Consider the following 16,328-nt stretch of genomic DNA (forward strand, 5'->3'; position numbering starts at 1 on the left):
AGGAGTAGATCCACATGATTCGACATCTCAAAAAAGGCAAACCTGCCGAAGTGAAAGCAGAGCTCAATACCCAAGTGCGTCAGACGGTTGAAGACATTATTCAGGCGATTGAACAGCGTGGTGAAGCAGCGCTACGTGAATACTCGGAAAAATTTGACCGCTGGAATCCTGAAACTTTTCGTTTGAGCCAAGCTGAAATTCAAGCCTGCATCGACAGTTTGTCGAAACAAGCGATTGAAGACATTAAATTTGCTCAGGCCCAAATCCGCCGTTTTGCCCAAATCCAGTTGCAGTCCATGCGTGATGTAGAAGTGGAAACCTTGCCGGGTGTGGTGTTGGGACACAAAAATATTCCAGTGAATTCGGTGGGTTGTTATATCCCAGGTGGTAAATATCCATTGCTGGCATCGGCACATATGAGTGTCTTGACGGCAAAAGTGGCAGGCGTAAAACGTGTGATTGCCTGTGCGCCACCATTTGATGGCAAACCATCCCCTGAAATTATTGCCGCGATGGCGATGGCTGGTGCAGACGAAATTTATGTGATGGGCGGGGTGCAGGCGATTGTAGCCATGGCACTCGGCACAGAACAGATTGCCCCAGTGGATATGATTGTTGGACCGGGCAATGCCTTTGTTGCCGAAGCGAAACGTCAGCTCTATGGTCGTGTCGGGATTGACCTGTTTGCAGGGCCGACAGAAACCATGGTGATCTGTGATGACACGGTCGATGCAGAACTGGTCGCAGTCGATTTACTTGGACAAGCGGAACATGGTCCAACGTCACCAGCGTACTGTGTGACCACCAGCCAGAAAATTGCAGATGAATTGCCTGCTGCGATTGAAAAAGTCTTGGCTCGCTTAGATACAGCGCCGATTGCCGGCGTGTCATGGCGTGATTATGGCGAAATTATCCTGTGTGATACCGATGAAGAAATGCTGGCAGAGTCCGAGCGTATTTGCAGTGAACATGTACAGGTGATGACCAAAGACCCTGACTGGTTCTTAGAACGTATGACCAGTTATGGCGGCTTGTTCTTGGGGCACCGTACCAACGTGTCCTATGGCGACAAAGTCATTGGGACAAATCACACCTTACCAACCATGGGCGCAGGACGTTACACAGGTGGTTTGTGGGTCGGTAAATTTATTAAAACCCATACTTATCAACGTATTTTGACCGATGAAGCCAGCGTGGCCATTGGTGAAGTGTGTTCACGTCTCTGTGCACTCGAGCATTTCTCTGGACATAAAGAACAGGCGGATATCCGTGTGCGTCGTTTGAAGCCAAGCGCAACGGAACATATAGCGCCTACGATTGTTGAGGCAAGCGCATGAAATTGGCAGGTCGAGTTGCCTTAGTCACGGGGGCGACAGGCAGCTTGGGGCATAGCATCTGTTCGGCTTTGGCAGCACAGGGCGCAAGCATTGTGGTGGGGTATAACCAGTCTGCCGAGAAAGCCCAACAAGTACTTGACAGCTTGCCTGAGGTGGAACAGGGGCATTTGTTGGCGGCAGCACCTGTCACCAACAGCGCTGCCTTAGCCGATTTGGCAAGCCAAATTCAGCAGCACTTTGGACGCTGTGACATGGTGGTGAACTGTGCAGGCACCACGCGCTTTGTTGAACATGCTGATCTTGCCAGTCTGGATGATGCTTTGATTGATACGATTTTTGCCACCAATGTTCGTGGGGCGATTGCGGTGGTGCGTGCTTTACAACCACTACTTCAGCAAAGTGATGATGGTTTGATTGTGAATATCAGTTCCATCGCTGCGCGTACTGCGATGGGCAGCAATATTGCCTACTGCGCTTCGAAAGCGGCACTGGATAATCTGACCATTTCACTAGCACGGGCATTAGCGCCAAACATTCGTGTGGTTTCGGTTGCCCCAGGTCTGTCAGATACCGAGTTTGTCAAAGGCTTAGACCAAGACTGGCGTAACCTGCAAGCCCAGTCTACGCCACTAGGACGTCTAGCATCACCTGAAGAAGTCGCTGCGGCAGTTGTTGCTGTGGCCACCCAGCTCACCTTTACCACAGGCGCGATCATTCCCGTCGATGGTGGGCGGCAGATTTTATAAAACAATAGGGAAAACAGTACGATGAGCAAGGATGTTTTTGCGTGGAAACCCCATCATGGTGGGATTAGCGTAGCCGATCTAGATGAGAGTATTGCGTGGTATTGCGATTACTTGGGGTTTGAACTGGAAAAAAAGCAATTTATTGAACAGATTCCTGCACAGATTGCCTTTATTCAACGCGGTGATTTTCGCATTGAACTGTTTGAATTGCCCAATGCCAAACCACTGCCAGACGAACGCCGTATGCCGAACCTCGATGTGCAAACCCACGGGCATAAACATCTGTGCTTTGCGGTGCAAGATGCCAAACAGGCGTTTGCCGAGCTTCGAGAAAAAAATGCCGACATTCTGTTTGAAGCAGTGATTGGCGGAACAGCAATGGGATTTTTGCGCGATAACACTGGGAATTTGATTGAACTGATTGAATATCCTGATTTATGGAACAATGAGGGAACAGCAAAATGAAATTGGCAACACTCAAAGATGGTAGTCGAGATGGCCGCTTGGTCATCGTTTCTAAAGATTTAAAAACCGCGACTTTGGCAACAGGCATTGCGCTTACCTTACAAGATGCTTTGGAAAACTGGGATGAAGCCGAGCCAAAGCTGCAACAAAAATATGCTGCCCTGAATGATGCAACTGAACAAGATGCCTTTGCTTTCGATCCTGCTCAAGCCATGGCGCCTTTGCCACGTGCCTACCAATGGGCAGATGCTTCGGCATTTTTAAATCATGGTTCATTGATGGAACAGGCATTTAAACTTGACATCAAAAAAGACAAAGGTGTGCCGATTATTTATCAGGGTGCGGGCGATGACTTTTTGGGGGCTTGTGATGATTATCCTGTGCCGGGTGAAGAGCATCAGATTGATTTTGAAGGTGAAGTCGCTGTCATTCTGGATGATGTGCCAATGGGCGTACAGGCAGAACAAGCAGAAAAACACATCAAACTGTTTATGTTATTGAATGATGTTAGCCTGCGTGCGCACCTGTTTAAAGAAGTCAGTATTGGCTTTGGCCCGCTACGCGCTAAACCAAGTACCGTATTTGCGCCTGTTGCAGTGACACCTGATGAGTTGGGTGATGCATGGCATGACGGACGCATCAAACTGCCTTTAGAAGTTCAGTGCAATGGCGAGTGGTTTGGACATCCGAATGGTGAGGAAATGAGTTTTTCTTTCCCTGAACTGGTGATGCATTTGGCACGTACCCGTAACCTGAAAGTCGGCACAATTTTAGGCTCAGGCACATTTTCCAATCAGAACTATAAAGAAGTCGGTTCAGCATGTTTGGCAGAAAAACGCGCCATCGAAATTATTGAACTGGGTGAGCCAAAAACGCCATTTTTGAAATTTGGCGACCGCTTGCAGTTTGAAATGAAAGGGCAGGACGGACAAAGCATTTTTGGCAAAATTAACCACCAATTTGTTCCGTATCAGGAGGTGTAACATGCACATTCTCGTGACAGGCGCAAATGGTTTTGTCGGGTCGAACTTGGTCAGAGCCTTGCTGGAGCAACAGCAAGAACTGTCCAACTTTAGCCGACTCAGTCTGCTGGACTTACAGTTTCAGGAACGTAGTGCCGATCCGCGCGTGGCGTATTATCAGGGTGATTTTTCTGATACGGCTTTGATTGAGCAAGCCTTGGCACAACCTGTGGATGTGGTGTTTCATTTAGCCAGTATTCCGGGCGGTATGGCCGAGCAAAATTATGAACTCAGCCGTAAGGTCAATGTCGATGCAATGCTGTTTTTATTTGAACAGCTCAAGCAACAAGGCAACTGTCCGCGCGTCGTATTTGCCAGCACCATTGCCGTGTATGGTTCGGACTTGCCAGAACAGGTTGATGATGACACCCCGCTAAAACCGCATTTGACTTATGCAGGGCAAAAACAGTTTGGCGAAATTGTGCTAGATGATTTTAGCCGTAAAGGCTGGATTGATGGTGTCGCGGTACGTTTACCGGGAATTGTGGCACGACCACAGCAGCCATCGGGATTGCTCTCAGCCTTTATGAGTGATGTGTTCTGGACGCTGTCACAGCAACGCACTTTTGCTTGCCCAGTTTCACAGCATGCGGTGGCATGGTGGATGTCAGTGAAATGCTGCGTGGACAATTTAATTCATGCCGCAAGTCTGCCTAAAGAACAGTTACAGCAAGACCGTCGTGTCTTTACCTTGCCTGTGCTGCGCCTGAGCATGCAGCAGGTGGTGGATGGCTTGGCCCAAGAATTTACCTTAAATACCGACACGCTGGTCAGCTTCGACAGCAATAACCCACAACTTGAGAAAAATTTTGGCGCATACCCTGAGATTCATACCCGACGGGCAGATGCACTTGGCTTTAAACATGACGGATCTATCCAACATCTCATTAAAAATACTTTAAATCTCGACTGATAGTTCTCAAAAGCTTGAGTCAGATTCATAAACCAAGGAGTGGTTTATCATGAACATGATTAGCGATAACTTCGAATCAAAAAGTAAGTTTGTTGCCTATTTACTGCTGATTCTCAACTGTTTGTCTCCGATGGCGGCGATTGTGATTGCCCCGAGTCTGCCACAAATGCAGGCTGAGTTTTCCCATATTCCCAATGTGGAGTTTTTAGTCCCGATTGCCCTGACGATTCCGGGGCTGTTGGTGGCATTGCTCAGCCCTGTGGTTGGACTGTTTGCCGACAAATACGGACGGAAAAAGATGCTGGTCATGGCGACCTTTATTTATAGCCTGATCGGTGTGTTGCCTCTGTTTCTGCACAGCCTTTACGCCATTATTGGCAGCCGTGTGATTCTTGGTATGGCCGAAGCGGTGATTGTGACCATCAGTACGACTCTGATTGGTGATTATTATTCGGGTGCGGTGCGTCAGCGTTATCTAGCTTTACAGACCACCTTTGCATCGAGTTCGGCAATTCTATTTTTCATGATTGGTGGTGCGCTCGGTGAGTTTGGCTGGCGCGTACCGTATGCGGTATATGCGGTGCCTGTAGTGCTGGGGATCTTGGGTGCATTTATGTTGTGGGAACCTCAGCAGCACAAAATGTCTGCCGATGATGACCATGAAGCGCAAGCTGTGACCTTTCAGCCAAAACTGTTGTTTTTCATCTGTGTCGTGACCTGCATTGGCGCATTGGCATTCATGATTTTACAAATCCAGATGGCATTTATTTTGGGTTCGATTGGCGAGACTTCACCGAAAGTAGCAGGCAATATTTCTTCTGCATGTAGTGCCTTGATTGTGGCTGGGACATTGAGCGTGCATGTGTTTTCACGCTTGAAGTTTAAAGTCGGACATAACCTGTTTATTGCTTTTGGTCTGATTGGGCTAAGTTTCTTACTGATGTCACATGCAACTTCCGCCGATCAGATTTTACTCTATGCTTTGTTGAATGGCTTTGGCTGTGGCCTGTTGCTACCGACCTTAGCGATCTGGAACATGAAAAATCTGCCTTGGTTTAAACGTGGTATTGGCACAGGCATGTGGTATGGCAGTTACTGTTTAGGCATGTTCTTTAGCCCGATTCTGTTTGTAGCAGCAACTAAGTTCACAGGCAATCTGTTCAATACCTTGGCATTGGCAGGCTGGGTGCTGATTCCACTGGCATTGATTGCCTTGGTTCTCGGATTTGTGAAAGGAACAGCAACACAACCTGTTGCAACACCAGACAAGGCATAGGTAGGGAAATCATATGCAGCAGCGGCTACACAATAAAGTGGCAATCGTCACAGGAATTGGCAACGGCATCGGCAAAGCCTGCGCACTGATGTTTGCAGCCCAAGGGGCACAGGTGATGGGCTGTGACATTGTCACCGAACTGACCGAGCAGACTAAGGCACAAGCCCAGCAACAAGGTTTGGAAATCAGTATTGCAACTTGTGATCTGACCCAGCCTGAACAGGTTCAGGCACTGGTCGTGGCAACCTTAGAAAAATTTGGCCGAGTTGATGTATTGGTGAATGCTGCTGCATTTGCCCATTTTCATCCGATAGAGGAACTGAGTTATCAGCATTGGAAACAGACCTTGGTCGGTGAACTGGATGTGGTGTTTTTGCTGTGCAAGGAAGCATGGCATGCCCTGAAACAGCAAGGTGGTTCAATCATTAACTTTGCTTCAACCAATGCATGGATGGCACTGGAAGGCTCACCAGCATTGGCGCACTGCGCAGGCAAGGGCGGAGTTTTGGCAATGACACGGCAACTGGCGATGGAAGGTGGTGCATTTCAAATTCGCGCTAATACGATTTCCCCAGGGCTGATTGAAACTGCTGCAACACGGGCACATATGCAAGAAGACCCTGCTTTTCAGCAGCAAGCTTTAAGCAAGCAGATTTTACGACAACGGATTGGTCGACCCGAAGACATTGCATGGGCAGCAATCTATCTGGCATCGGATGAATCGGCATGGGTCACAGGCACAGACCTGAAGGTCGATGCAGGAGCGACCGCTTCTTAATCACTTAAAGTAATGAATTTAATTAACAATTGATCGGGCTGTTGCTAGCCCCGTAGGGACGTTTTTCCCTAAAAAACACAAGAAAGGATTTCTTATGAAAAAAACATTATTAATGCTATCAATGCTGACGATCTTGGCTAATCAGACAACATTCGCTGAAGAGCAGACTTTGAATAAGGAAAACAAATCCTTAGCTGATGATGGACTCTTGGCTTTTGAAAATACACCTAATGAAAGAATTGGTCCTCAGGTTCAAGTTGCTGAAAATCCGATGCCTGCGAAGGAAGGTGGAATATTGTCAAACCAAGGTCAATGGTTAGTTGATCATGGGATTACCCCAAAGTTAACTTTCACGGAGTTGTATTTTGCTAATCCAAAGGTTGGTGTAAAAACGGGAGAAAGCGAAGCCGTTTCAATTTTTACCGTTGGGGCGACCTTGGATTTAGAAAAGCTAATGGGTCTTTCTGGCAGTAAGATTCACTATGAACATTTGTTTGCACCGTGGGTTCATAATGGCACATATGGTGGTCAGGCGAGTAGTACCATTGTCGGTACACTTGGTCCTTATATACCTAACACAAGTCATTTAACCTTATTTACTTTTGAACAGCGATTGTTGAATGATCAATTGACCCTTGAGGCAGGTAAAAGTAATGCTGGAAATTACTTTGCTTTGCCGATGTGTAATTCACCGACCATGTGCGTCAGTGCTTCATTACAAAATATCGTGGGAATCAATCCTCCACCTTATTCAAACTGGAGTGCACGTATGGCTTATGACTTGAATCCAAAGCTCAGGGTGCAAACGGGTTGGTGGCGCAGTGATGCTGCATTCCCTTTTACTAATGGTTGGGAAACAAACTCTGGTGATATCGGCGGGCAAATGAGTAACGTCTATTTGGCCAATGTTTCGTATAAGACTGATTTTTCGATGGAAAAATATCCATTTTCTTACGAGATTATGGGTTTCTATAATGATGCTACACAAGTAAATCCTTATTCGACCGTTAAAGGAACATCGAAAGTTTTTGATACTGAAAGCTCAGTTAAAACTACCGTGGGGGTATCTGGAGTTTATTTAGGCGCGAAGAAAACCTTATGGCGTCAGGATCATGGCTTAACAGATAGTCCAGTACCAAAGTCCATTTCAGCTTATGCCAGCATGACACAGGCTTTTAATGATGAAAATACAAAAGGGATTCAAAATCAGGGCAATGCAGGAATCGTCTTTAGTCACATGTTTGAATCTCGTCCATTTGATAGTTATGGACTGAATTTTCTATGGGCACATTTAACAGATGCTGAACAGAAATTTTTAGAAGATGCACATTTAGCTGCAGGTGGTACAGGCTATACCGTTGGTCAGACCGAAACAGCCATTTCTGCAGATGCAAACTTTATCCTGAGTAAAGGCATAATTTTCAGCCCATTTGTCATGTATTCATGGAACAGCAATAGCATGTTGAATCCTTACAGTTCAGTAATTCCAGAATCAGGCCTTTCATTTGGCGGAACTCTACATTTTCAACTGGATCAAATCTTAGGTTTGGCAGGTAAGCCATCTTATTAAATAAAAAGCGTAACTTTACATTACATTCAATTTTACAAAAGGATGAACACATTCATGAAACATGAAAAAATTGTATTAATCACAGGTGCAGCAGGTGGTTTAGGTCGTGAATTTTCTTTGAAATTGGCGCATGAAGGCTATCACGTACTTTTGGTCGATTTTGTAGATTGCCAGCCATTGTTGCAACAAATTCAAGATGCAGGTGGAAAAGCCAGTGCATATCAATGCGATTTAAGCCAAGCAGATCAAGTTAAGCATTTGCTTAAACAGGTGCTAGATGATCATGGCTGTTGCGATATTTTGATTAATAATGCTGCCTATATCCCTTTGAAACAATTAGCAGATACAGAATTACCCGAATGGCAAAGAACATTTTCAGTGAACGTCGATGCTTCTTTTATTTTGAGCCAAGGTTTTGCTCCTAAAATGATCGAAAAAGGATGGGGAAGAATCGTCAATTTTGCTTCAAGTAATACTGGTCGTCCGCAGAAGGGTTTTATGGCATACATTGCTGCCAAAATGGGGGTGATAGGATTAACCAGAGCATTAGCTGTAGAGTTAGGAGATAAAGGCATTACGGTGAATGCAATTTCGCCAGGTCTAATCAAGCATTCAGGCAGTGAACATGCCCTACCTGCTGAACTGTTTGAAGATGTGAAAAATAGCCAGTTTATTAAACGTAATGGGGAGCCAACGGATTTAGCGGGAGTTTTAAGCTTTGTCATTTCCCCAGAATCAGGCTATATGACTGGGCAAGTTTTTCATGTCGATGGTGGATTTTTATTTTAAATAAGAGAACAAGGGAAAAACACATGAAAGTTGCATTGATTGGGGCAAGCGGTATGGCTGGCTCAAGTATTTTAAATGAACTTGTGACACGTGGTCATCAAGTGACGGCAATTGCTCGTTCTCCTGAAAAAATTGCGCAGTATCAACAGGTCGAGGCAAGACAGGCAGATATTAACGATACGGCACAATTGATTCCTTTGTTGACAGGGCAAGATGCCGTGATTAGTGCTGTTCATTTTACCGATACGCAGATTGACCACTTACTGGATGCCCTGAAAGAAACCGCTGTACTGCGCTATCTGATGGTCGGTGGTGCTGGGGGATTAACCCTAGAGTCTGGGCAGCGCTTGGTCGATGATCCAAAATTTCCCGAGCATGTTAAACTTGAAGCTTTAGCAGGTATTGCAATTTTGGAAACACTGCGCCAAGAACCAGAGTTGAATTGGACGGTGCTATCACCCTCCATGATATTTAAATCGGGTGAACGTACAGGGCAATTTCGTTTAGGCAAAGAGGAATTATTGACTAAAGATGGTATGAGCCATATTTCCACGCAGGATTATGCAGTGGCTCTGATTGATGAATTAGAGAAACCGCAGCATATTCGTGAGCGATTTACCGTGGGATACTAATATCTCCAAAGGTTGATGTGATTGGAGGAGCTATGTTGCTAAGACATAAGCTCCTTTTTTGTATGGGTTAAGCTATTTGTATTTTAGTTCTAAAGGTTATCAGATAACTTAAGCCTGCAAGTACATAACACATAAAAATCACAGTACTCATCGACAATAATGAAGTGCCAAACAAAGTGGTTAGGGGAGCAGTCACACCACCAATCGCAAACATCAGAAAACCTAACAGTGCCGAGGCGGTTCCTGAAAATTCATGCTGACGTGCCATCGCAAGCGCACTGGTCAACGAGCTGATACAGCTTACAGTGGAAATGGTGATAAATAACAACGCGAGACACAGCAATATCGATGCTTGTAAGGCACCCACAATCAGCAATCCTAAACTGGCAACAAGTGCAATGCCAAGTGCCATCATCAACAGTTTTTTCTCAGAAAAATAATTCAGCAATTTTGAGGTCGTGATTGCAGAAATAATCAGTCCACACCCATTTACTGCAAACAGCAGGCTATAGCTTTGAGCTGAGAAATGATAGTTTTCTTGAAACACATACGAGGATGCGCCAATATAAGCAAATAGTCCACCCATCATCATACTTTGAATTAGGCATAGCCCAATAAAAACCCTATCTTTCAGGACGGTAGTAAAAGCAAGTTTAACTGACTGTTGTAACTGTTCTACTCGATTGGGTGAGTGTGACTCTGTAATGAAGAAATAGCACAGCAGAAAAATGGCTATACCCAAAATCGATAAACTGGCAAAGAGTCCTTGCCACTCGGTAAACTGTAACTGTATTCCACCAAGGACAGGTGAAAGAATTGGGGCAATCCCATTAATTGCCATAATTAAGGCAAAAAATTGTGCCAACTCTTTACCTGCATAACGGTCACTGGCAATGGCACGGGCAAGCACGGCACCACCTGCACCAGCAAAGCCTTGGATAAAGCGTATCATCACCATTTGGGTAATGTCTTGCACGAACATGCAGCCAATCGAACTTAAAGTGAATAGTGCCAATGCCAGCATCAGCGGTTTTTTACGACCAATTCGATCACTCCAAGGACCAAAAAATAACTGTCCAATACCTAAACCAATTAGGGCAGCCGTCAGACTCAGTTGAGAGAGCGGCACTGAGGTATGTAAATCACTGCTAATTTGCGGTAAGGCAGGTAGGTAAAAATCGGTACAAATTGGACCAAAAGCCGTCAGAATGCCCAAAATAATCGAATACCTGAGATATGTTGCATTCATGCTTGAACCTCTTCAATGCTTGGATTTGCTACGAAACGGGTAATCGTGGGGAGATATGGCTCAATCTGTTTCAATGTAGCTTCAAGTTGTTGTTGTAATTCGAAAGGTACAGCTGATAGCACTTGGTTATACACATCTGTAGTAATGATCTGTAATTCCTTGAGTTTGTTAAAACCAACAAGGGTAAGCGAAACCTTCTTAAGGCGACGGTCTTGTCTATCTTCGACACGTGTTACATATTCACCTTGTACCAGACGATCCACCATGCGACTTGCAGCATTGTGCGAGATCGCTGCATTTGCAGCAATTTCGGCAATGCTGCAAGAGCCTTGTTTATATAGCAGAAACAAGGTGTTGAGTTGGCTAAAAGAAAATTCACCATTTAAAGCTTTGCCCATATGTGGGAAAAGCACGCTCGCAACCAAGGCATGTAGATGATCAAGATATTGACCGAGATTTTGATTTTGTGACATATACTAAAGCTCAATTATATTCATTAATGAATATAATTCATTAAGACATAGAAGGCAAATGAAGTCACATTCCATAATCAATCATTAATAATTTGCGGAATGGATTTGTTAAAACAAAACTATTTGTTTCATGGATACCAACCATGCATATAAAGCATTTGTGGATTGTTCAAGCGCAGACTAATCTGAATTCCATATCGTAATTCTTTAGATTGGAACGAGGACTAAAAGGAATTTAACTATGGCAATTGTTGGTATTGATACATTGCTTTATGGGGTTCAAGACCTTGAAAAAGCAACACAATTTTTAGATGATTTTGGCTTGCAACGTTTAAGCTCAAATGCTGAAGAAACTATTTATCGTCTGGCAGAAGGTTCAACGGTAATCGTACGCTCGATTGATCACGCTTCTATGCCCGATGACTCAGCATATACAGGGTTTGGTGTCAAGGAAACCATTTGGGGCGTCGATACTGAAGATAATCTGCAACGTTTGGTCGATGATTTAAAACAGGACCGTGAAGTTACTTTAGGGGATGATGGCGCTTGGCGTTTTTACTCGGATTGTGGTTTGCCTTTGGCATTGCGCGTCTTTGATCGTCAGAAAGTGATTTATTCTACTGATCCGATTAACTCATCTGGCAACATCAATCGCCTGAACCAACATCGAAAATGGCGTCGACGTGCTATTCCAAAAACCATCAATCATGTGGTTTTTGCAGTCAAAGATTATTGGAAAACCTTTGCCTTTTTTCGTGATCGTTTGAACTTTCGCATGTCTGATCATCAAAAAGGCATTGGTACCTATTTACGTGCAGATGGGGCACATGAGCATCACAACACCTTCCTATTGAACTGTGAGGTGCCGGGGGCAGGTGGAATTCCACGTTTTCATCATACCTGTTTCGGGGTTGAAGATTTTGATGAAGTCATGATTGGTTCTAATCACATGACAAAACGTGGTTGGACGCATGGTTTCTTGGGAATTGGACGACATCGAATTGGTTCTGCAATTTTCTGTTATTTCGATTCACCTGTTGGTGGGGAGACTGAATATGGTGCAGATACAGACTATTTAGATGACAACTGGATACCACGTGAATGGGAATTCCGTTTTGGTACAGCTTCATGGATGACTAAACCTCCTGCCTTTATGATGGATGAAATTCCTTGGGATGTCGGTTTTTATCAAGGTGAAGAAGCCTACATGCGTGAACTGAAAACCGAAAAAACTGAGTAATTTATAAAGGATAAACAGGATGTTTAAATATTTTGAAACCAACTATGTTTGGAGTTTAGCTGTCGCGGCTGCAATTGAAATGGGCGCAAAAATTGGTGAAATTGAAGCCATGTGTCGTCCACTCGCAGACATTGCCAAAGAGGGAGATGACCCTGGCACAGCGGCATTTTTAGCTTCTTGGGAACAGGGTGGAGACAATCTACTGGCACTAGCGGAAGAAGATAAAGCAGCAGGGCGATTATTAAGTGCGGGTGATAAACTCAATCGAGCAGCGATTTACTACATTACCGCTGAACGAATGCAGGCACATGGTTATGCTCCGCGTAAAGCCTTATATGCCAAATTTTTAGATACCTTCCAACAAGGTATCCAACTAGCCAAAGAACAATGTGAACGCGTCGAAATTCCATATCAAGAGGGTATTATTGCGGGCTTATATACTCATGCAGAAGGGGTAAAGGGACCAACACCATGTTTAGTGGTGATTAATGGGTTAGATTCCACCAAAGAAATGGTCTATCGTGCTGGGCTATTTCCACAGCTTTTAGCAAAACGTGGTATTTCTAGTTTGTTCATTGATCAACCTGGGACAGGAGAAGCGCTACGCTTACATGGTCTGACTGCTGTAGTTGAAACAGAACAATGGGCAAGTGAAGTGGTCGATTATTTGGAACAGCGCCCAGATGTTGATGCCCTGAAAATTGGTTTACTTGGCGTTTCACTTGGTGGTTATTACTGCCCACGTGCAGTCGCATTTGAACCTCGCTTTGCATTAGGTGTGGTATGGGGTGCGAACCATAACTGGGGGGAAATGCAAAAACGTCGTTTGCAACGTGAAGGTGAAAATCCAGTGCCGCACTACTGGGAGCATGTACGTTGGGTGTGGGGAGCCAAAGACATGGATGAATTCATGGAAATCGCACAAAACGTACATCTAAATGGTGTGCTAGAAAATATTCGTGTCCCATTCTTGGTGACTCATGGTGAGGCGGATAAACAGATTCCATTGGAATATGCACACCAGTCTTATGATCAGTTGGTAAATAGCCCAGATCGTGAATTGAAAATCTTTACTGAACGTGAGGGTGGTATACAACACAGTAGTCTAGATAATACTGCAAATGCTGGTACATATATTGCGGATTGGGTTGCTACACAATTCCATGGCAATTTAGCTTAATAAGCAGTGAAATCATAAAGATTGTAGAAGTTAAGCTTAATGACTTCTGCAATCTTAACGATCAAAAAGTAAGGTATTTATATTCCATTTAACTTGCGTGTCAATATCAATGAATCAATAGGGTTGATATGGTTAACTACTAAGTAAACCGTATGCTGATATTAATGCTGAAACATTGAAAACATAGGTTGTTTAAGATCTTAATTGAGCATCATTTATCTATTATTAGTTCATGATCATTTATGATTTTTGGTCTACCCATACAAGCTAAGTGTAAGCAAAACTTGAATGCCGGGAGTGCTTTACCTTGTTTGGTGCAGTAGAGCTGTAAGCGAATATAGTCTTCTTGAGGGCACTGTTGCAAATAGAGATCTGAGCTGATGATCTTCCCTTTAAAAATTACTTAAAGACCGAAAACTCTATTCACCAGATAGACTTCACCCTGAGGTTGACCATCATAAAATGATGAAGCTTGCCCTTTACGCAGTGCTCGCATCACTTCAATACCTTTGATTGTGGCATAAGCCGTCTTCATCGATTTAAAACCTAACGTCGCTCGGATGATCCTCTTTAACTTTCCATGATCACATTCGATTACATTATTTTTGTATTTAATCTGTCTGTGCTCAAGATCTGGTGGACATTTTCCTTCCTGTTTTAAGCGTGATAAAGCACTTCCATATGTAGGTGATTTATCTGTATTGATCACTTTGGGAATCTGCCACTTCTTCACATTCTTTAAGATTTTCCCAAGAAAACAATAGGCTGCTTTAGTATTCCGTTTAGAAGAAAGATAAAAATCAATGGTATAGCCACGTTGGTCAACTGCACGATACAGATAAGACCACTGTCCATTCACTTTTATATAAGTTTCATCAATATGCCATGAGCTCAGATCTGTAGGATTACGCCAATACCAGCGTAAGCGTTTTTCTATTTCAGGAGCATAACGTTGAACCCAACGATAAATCGTGGTGTGTGAATAGTTACCAATTTTATAGACACCTTGAAGTTAGATAAAATGATTAATAAACGAGGTGCTTATGAGCGTTCAAAAATAGGTAAAGAATAGAGAAATATGAACTTAATGTATCATATACTCAATTTAACATAATCAAGATTATACGAAATCACAATTGTTAGAACCCATTCAAAATGTCTATATTCTCACCAATAAAAATGTCTGGTCTATGATGCACATCAACATCATGGACTGGATAAAACTTGAGATGCTGATCACTATGTCTGACAAGGAAATACAACGTCTTGCAGTCCTGCAAGACGTTCGAGATCAACGTATTACACAAGCCCGTGCTGCTGAAATTCTGAATCTTTCAACCCGTCAAATTACCCGGTTATTGCAGAAGCTAAAGCAAGACGGTGTTTCAGGCCTGACACATGCCAGTCGTGGTCAACCTGGCCATCAACGCTATGATGAAGCTGTAAAGTCTGAATGCCTTTCCATTATTTCTGAACATCTGCTGGGCTTTGGTCCAACCTTGGCTCATGAGAAGCTCAGCAGCATATTCGGTCTGAGTATTCCTGTAGAAACGGTTCGACGCTGGATGACAGCCAATGAACTCTGGATTCCGCGATCCAAACGCCTGAAACGTCCATATCAGCCTAGATATAACCGTGATTGCTTCGGTGAACTGATCCAGATCGATGGCTCATATCATGACTGGTTTGAGGGTCGAGCTGCCAAATGCTGCTTGCTGGTCTATATTGATGATGCCACTGGAAAGCTGCTGCATCTGCGCTTTTGTGAGGCTTAAACCATCTTTGACTATATGCTTTCGACCAGAGTCTACATTGAGCAATATGGCAAGCCGCTGGCCTTTTATAGGGCTTTGTTGCACAAACCTATCTCTAAAGGCTTATTCCACAATATAATTTTCAAATGAATAAGTCGACACCTAAAATTTATCGCACAACCAATTGGTCTTCATATAACCGAGCTCTCATTAATCGTGGAAATATTGCCATTTGGTTTGATCCTGCTACGCAATGGTATGCCCCATCAAAAGGCAAACAAGAACGAAATCAAACTTACTCCGACGCAGCTATGCTGCCTAATGATTAAATCTCTCTTTCGATTGTCTTTACGCATGGTCACAGGCTTTGTTCAAAGTCTCATCCATCTTTGTGGGTTAAATTGGATAGCGCCAGACTACACTACAATTTGTAGACGACAACAGCATATTGAGATTGTGATTAGCTATCAAAAAAGTTGTGTTGGACTGTATCTAATCGTTGACTCTACAGGTCTGAAATTCTTAAGTGAGGGTGAATGGAAGCGTAAAAAACATCAGCCTGAATATCGTCGCCAATGGCGTAAATTACATATTGGTATAGATGCTAAAACCTTACAAATACGCGCTGTTCAGCTCACAACCAACAATGTGAGTGATTCACAGGTACTTGGTGATTTACTCGATCAGATTCCACAAGATGAGAGAGTTGACTCCGTCTATACCGATGGAGCTTATGATACCAAACAGTGCCGACAGGTCATTGCGGATCGGCAAGCACATGCAGTGATTCCACCAAGAAAAAATGCGAAGCCATGGAAAGATAAAAAGATGGGCTCGCTAGAACGCAATGAGTTGCTTCGAACAGTTAAACGTTTAGGAAGAACTATTTGGAAGAAATGGTCAG

At 43.9% G+C, this 16,328-nt stretch carries 14 protein-coding genes and 3 pseudogenes; 14 read left to right on the forward strand and 3 right to left on the reverse strand.

The window, feature by feature from the left end; all coding sequences use genetic code 11:
• Nucleotides 1–14 precede the first annotated feature (14 nt).
• From hisD to J655_RS22675, 10 genes are all read left to right on the forward strand, one after another.
• Nucleotides 15–1,337 carry a histidinol dehydrogenase gene (gene hisD, locus J655_RS22630; protein ID WP_050675404.1) on the forward strand — a complete coding sequence of 441 codons (1,323 nt, stop codon included), beginning with the start codon at nt 15–17 and terminating at the stop codon, nt 1,335–1,337.
• On the forward strand, nt 1,334–2,083 hold the full coding sequence (locus tag J655_RS22635; RefSeq protein ID WP_032053251.1) for an SDR family NAD(P)-dependent oxidoreductase: 750 nt from the start codon (nt 1,334–1,336) through the stop codon (nt 2,081–2,083). Before hisD ends, J655_RS22635 begins: the two co-directional genes overlap by 4 nt.
• Before the next feature lie 21 nt (nt 2,084–2,104).
• Nucleotides 2,105–2,548 carry a VOC family protein gene (locus J655_RS22640; RefSeq protein ID WP_032053252.1) on the forward strand — a complete coding sequence of 148 codons (444 nt, stop codon included), beginning with the start codon at nt 2,105–2,107 and terminating at the stop codon, nt 2,546–2,548.
• Nucleotides 2,545–3,531, forward strand: coding sequence for a fumarylacetoacetate hydrolase family protein (locus J655_RS22645; protein ID WP_032053253.1), 987 nt, complete (start codon nt 2,545–2,547; stop codon nt 3,529–3,531). Before J655_RS22640 ends, J655_RS22645 begins: the two co-directional genes overlap by 4 nt.
• A gap of 1 nt (nt 3,532) precedes the next feature.
• A complete protein-coding gene (locus J655_RS22650; RefSeq protein WP_032053255.1) occupies nt 3,533–4,483 on the forward strand; it encodes an NAD-dependent epimerase/dehydratase family protein in 951 nt (316 codons plus the stop codon).
• A 49-nt stretch (nt 4,484–4,532) separates the two neighbouring features.
• On the forward strand, nt 4,533–5,759 hold the full coding sequence (locus J655_RS22655; RefSeq protein ID WP_032053257.1) for an MFS transporter: 1,227 nt from the start codon (nt 4,533–4,535) through the stop codon (nt 5,757–5,759).
• 13 nt (nt 5,760–5,772) lie between these two features.
• Nucleotides 5,773–6,537 (forward strand): SDR family NAD(P)-dependent oxidoreductase, encoded by a 765-nt coding sequence (locus J655_RS22660; RefSeq protein WP_032053260.1) that lies wholly within the window; start codon nt 5,773–5,775, stop codon nt 6,535–6,537.
• Nucleotides 6,538–6,631: 94 nt separating this feature from the next.
• Nucleotides 6,632–8,107 carry a carbohydrate porin gene (locus J655_RS22665; RefSeq protein ID WP_050675405.1) on the forward strand — a complete coding sequence of 492 codons (1,476 nt, stop codon included), beginning with the start codon at nt 6,632–6,634 and terminating at the stop codon, nt 8,105–8,107.
• Between the two features lie 54 nt (nt 8,108–8,161).
• Nucleotides 8,162–8,896, forward strand: a complete 735-nt coding sequence (locus J655_RS22670; RefSeq protein ID WP_032053264.1) for an SDR family NAD(P)-dependent oxidoreductase — start codon at nt 8,162–8,164, stop codon at nt 8,894–8,896.
• A 23-nt stretch (nt 8,897–8,919) separates the two neighbouring features.
• Complete coding sequence (locus J655_RS22675; RefSeq protein ID WP_032053266.1) at nt 8,920–9,528, forward strand: NAD(P)-dependent oxidoreductase; 609 nt, start codon at nt 8,920–8,922, stop codon at nt 9,526–9,528.
• A 67-nt stretch (nt 9,529–9,595) separates the two neighbouring features.
• Here the strand turns inward: J655_RS22675 and J655_RS22680 are convergent, their stop codons facing one another.
• Together J655_RS22680 and J655_RS22685 are read right to left on the reverse strand one after the other, a co-directional pair.
• A complete protein-coding gene (locus J655_RS22680; RefSeq protein WP_032053268.1) occupies nt 9,596–10,777 on the reverse strand; it encodes a multidrug effflux MFS transporter in 1,182 nt (393 codons plus the stop codon).
• Nucleotides 10,774–11,250, reverse strand: coding sequence for a MarR family winged helix-turn-helix transcriptional regulator (locus J655_RS22685; protein WP_050675406.1), 477 nt, complete (start codon nt 11,248–11,250; stop codon nt 10,774–10,776). Before J655_RS22685 ends, J655_RS22680 begins: the two co-directional genes overlap by 4 nt.
• Nucleotides 11,251–11,491: 241 nt before the next feature.
• On the opposite strand from J655_RS22685, the gene J655_RS22690 reads away from it, so the two are divergent.
• Both J655_RS22690 and J655_RS22695 read left to right on the forward strand, forming a co-directional pair.
• Nucleotides 11,492–12,490, forward strand: a complete 999-nt coding sequence (locus J655_RS22690) for a VOC family protein (protein WP_032053272.1) — start codon at nt 11,492–11,494, stop codon at nt 12,488–12,490.
• Nucleotides 12,491–12,509: 19 nt separating this feature from the next.
• Nucleotides 12,510–13,670 (forward strand): alpha/beta hydrolase family protein, encoded by a 1,161-nt coding sequence (locus J655_RS22695; RefSeq protein ID WP_032053273.1) that lies wholly within the window; start codon nt 12,510–12,512, stop codon nt 13,668–13,670.
• A 403-nt stretch (nt 13,671–14,073) separates the two neighbouring features.
• Here the strand turns inward: J655_RS22695 and J655_RS0104850 are convergent.
• Nucleotides 14,074–14,658, reverse strand: a pseudogene (locus J655_RS0104850) (IS6 family transposase); the annotation flags it as partial.
• A 241-nt stretch (nt 14,659–14,899) separates the two neighbouring features.
• Here J655_RS0104850 and J655_RS22700 point away from each other — a divergent pair.
• Together J655_RS22700 and J655_RS0104855 are read left to right on the forward strand one after the other, a co-directional pair.
• A pseudogene (locus J655_RS22700) lies at nt 14,900–15,514 on the forward strand (helix-turn-helix domain-containing protein); the annotation flags it as partial.
• A 56-nt stretch (nt 15,515–15,570) separates the two neighbouring features.
• A pseudogene (locus tag J655_RS0104855) lies at nt 15,571–16,328 on the forward strand (IS5 family transposase); the annotation flags it as partial.

This window comes from Acinetobacter sp. 1294243 (assembly GCF_000588015.1).
GTDB lineage: Bacteria > Pseudomonadota > Gammaproteobacteria > Pseudomonadales > Moraxellaceae > Acinetobacter > Acinetobacter pittii.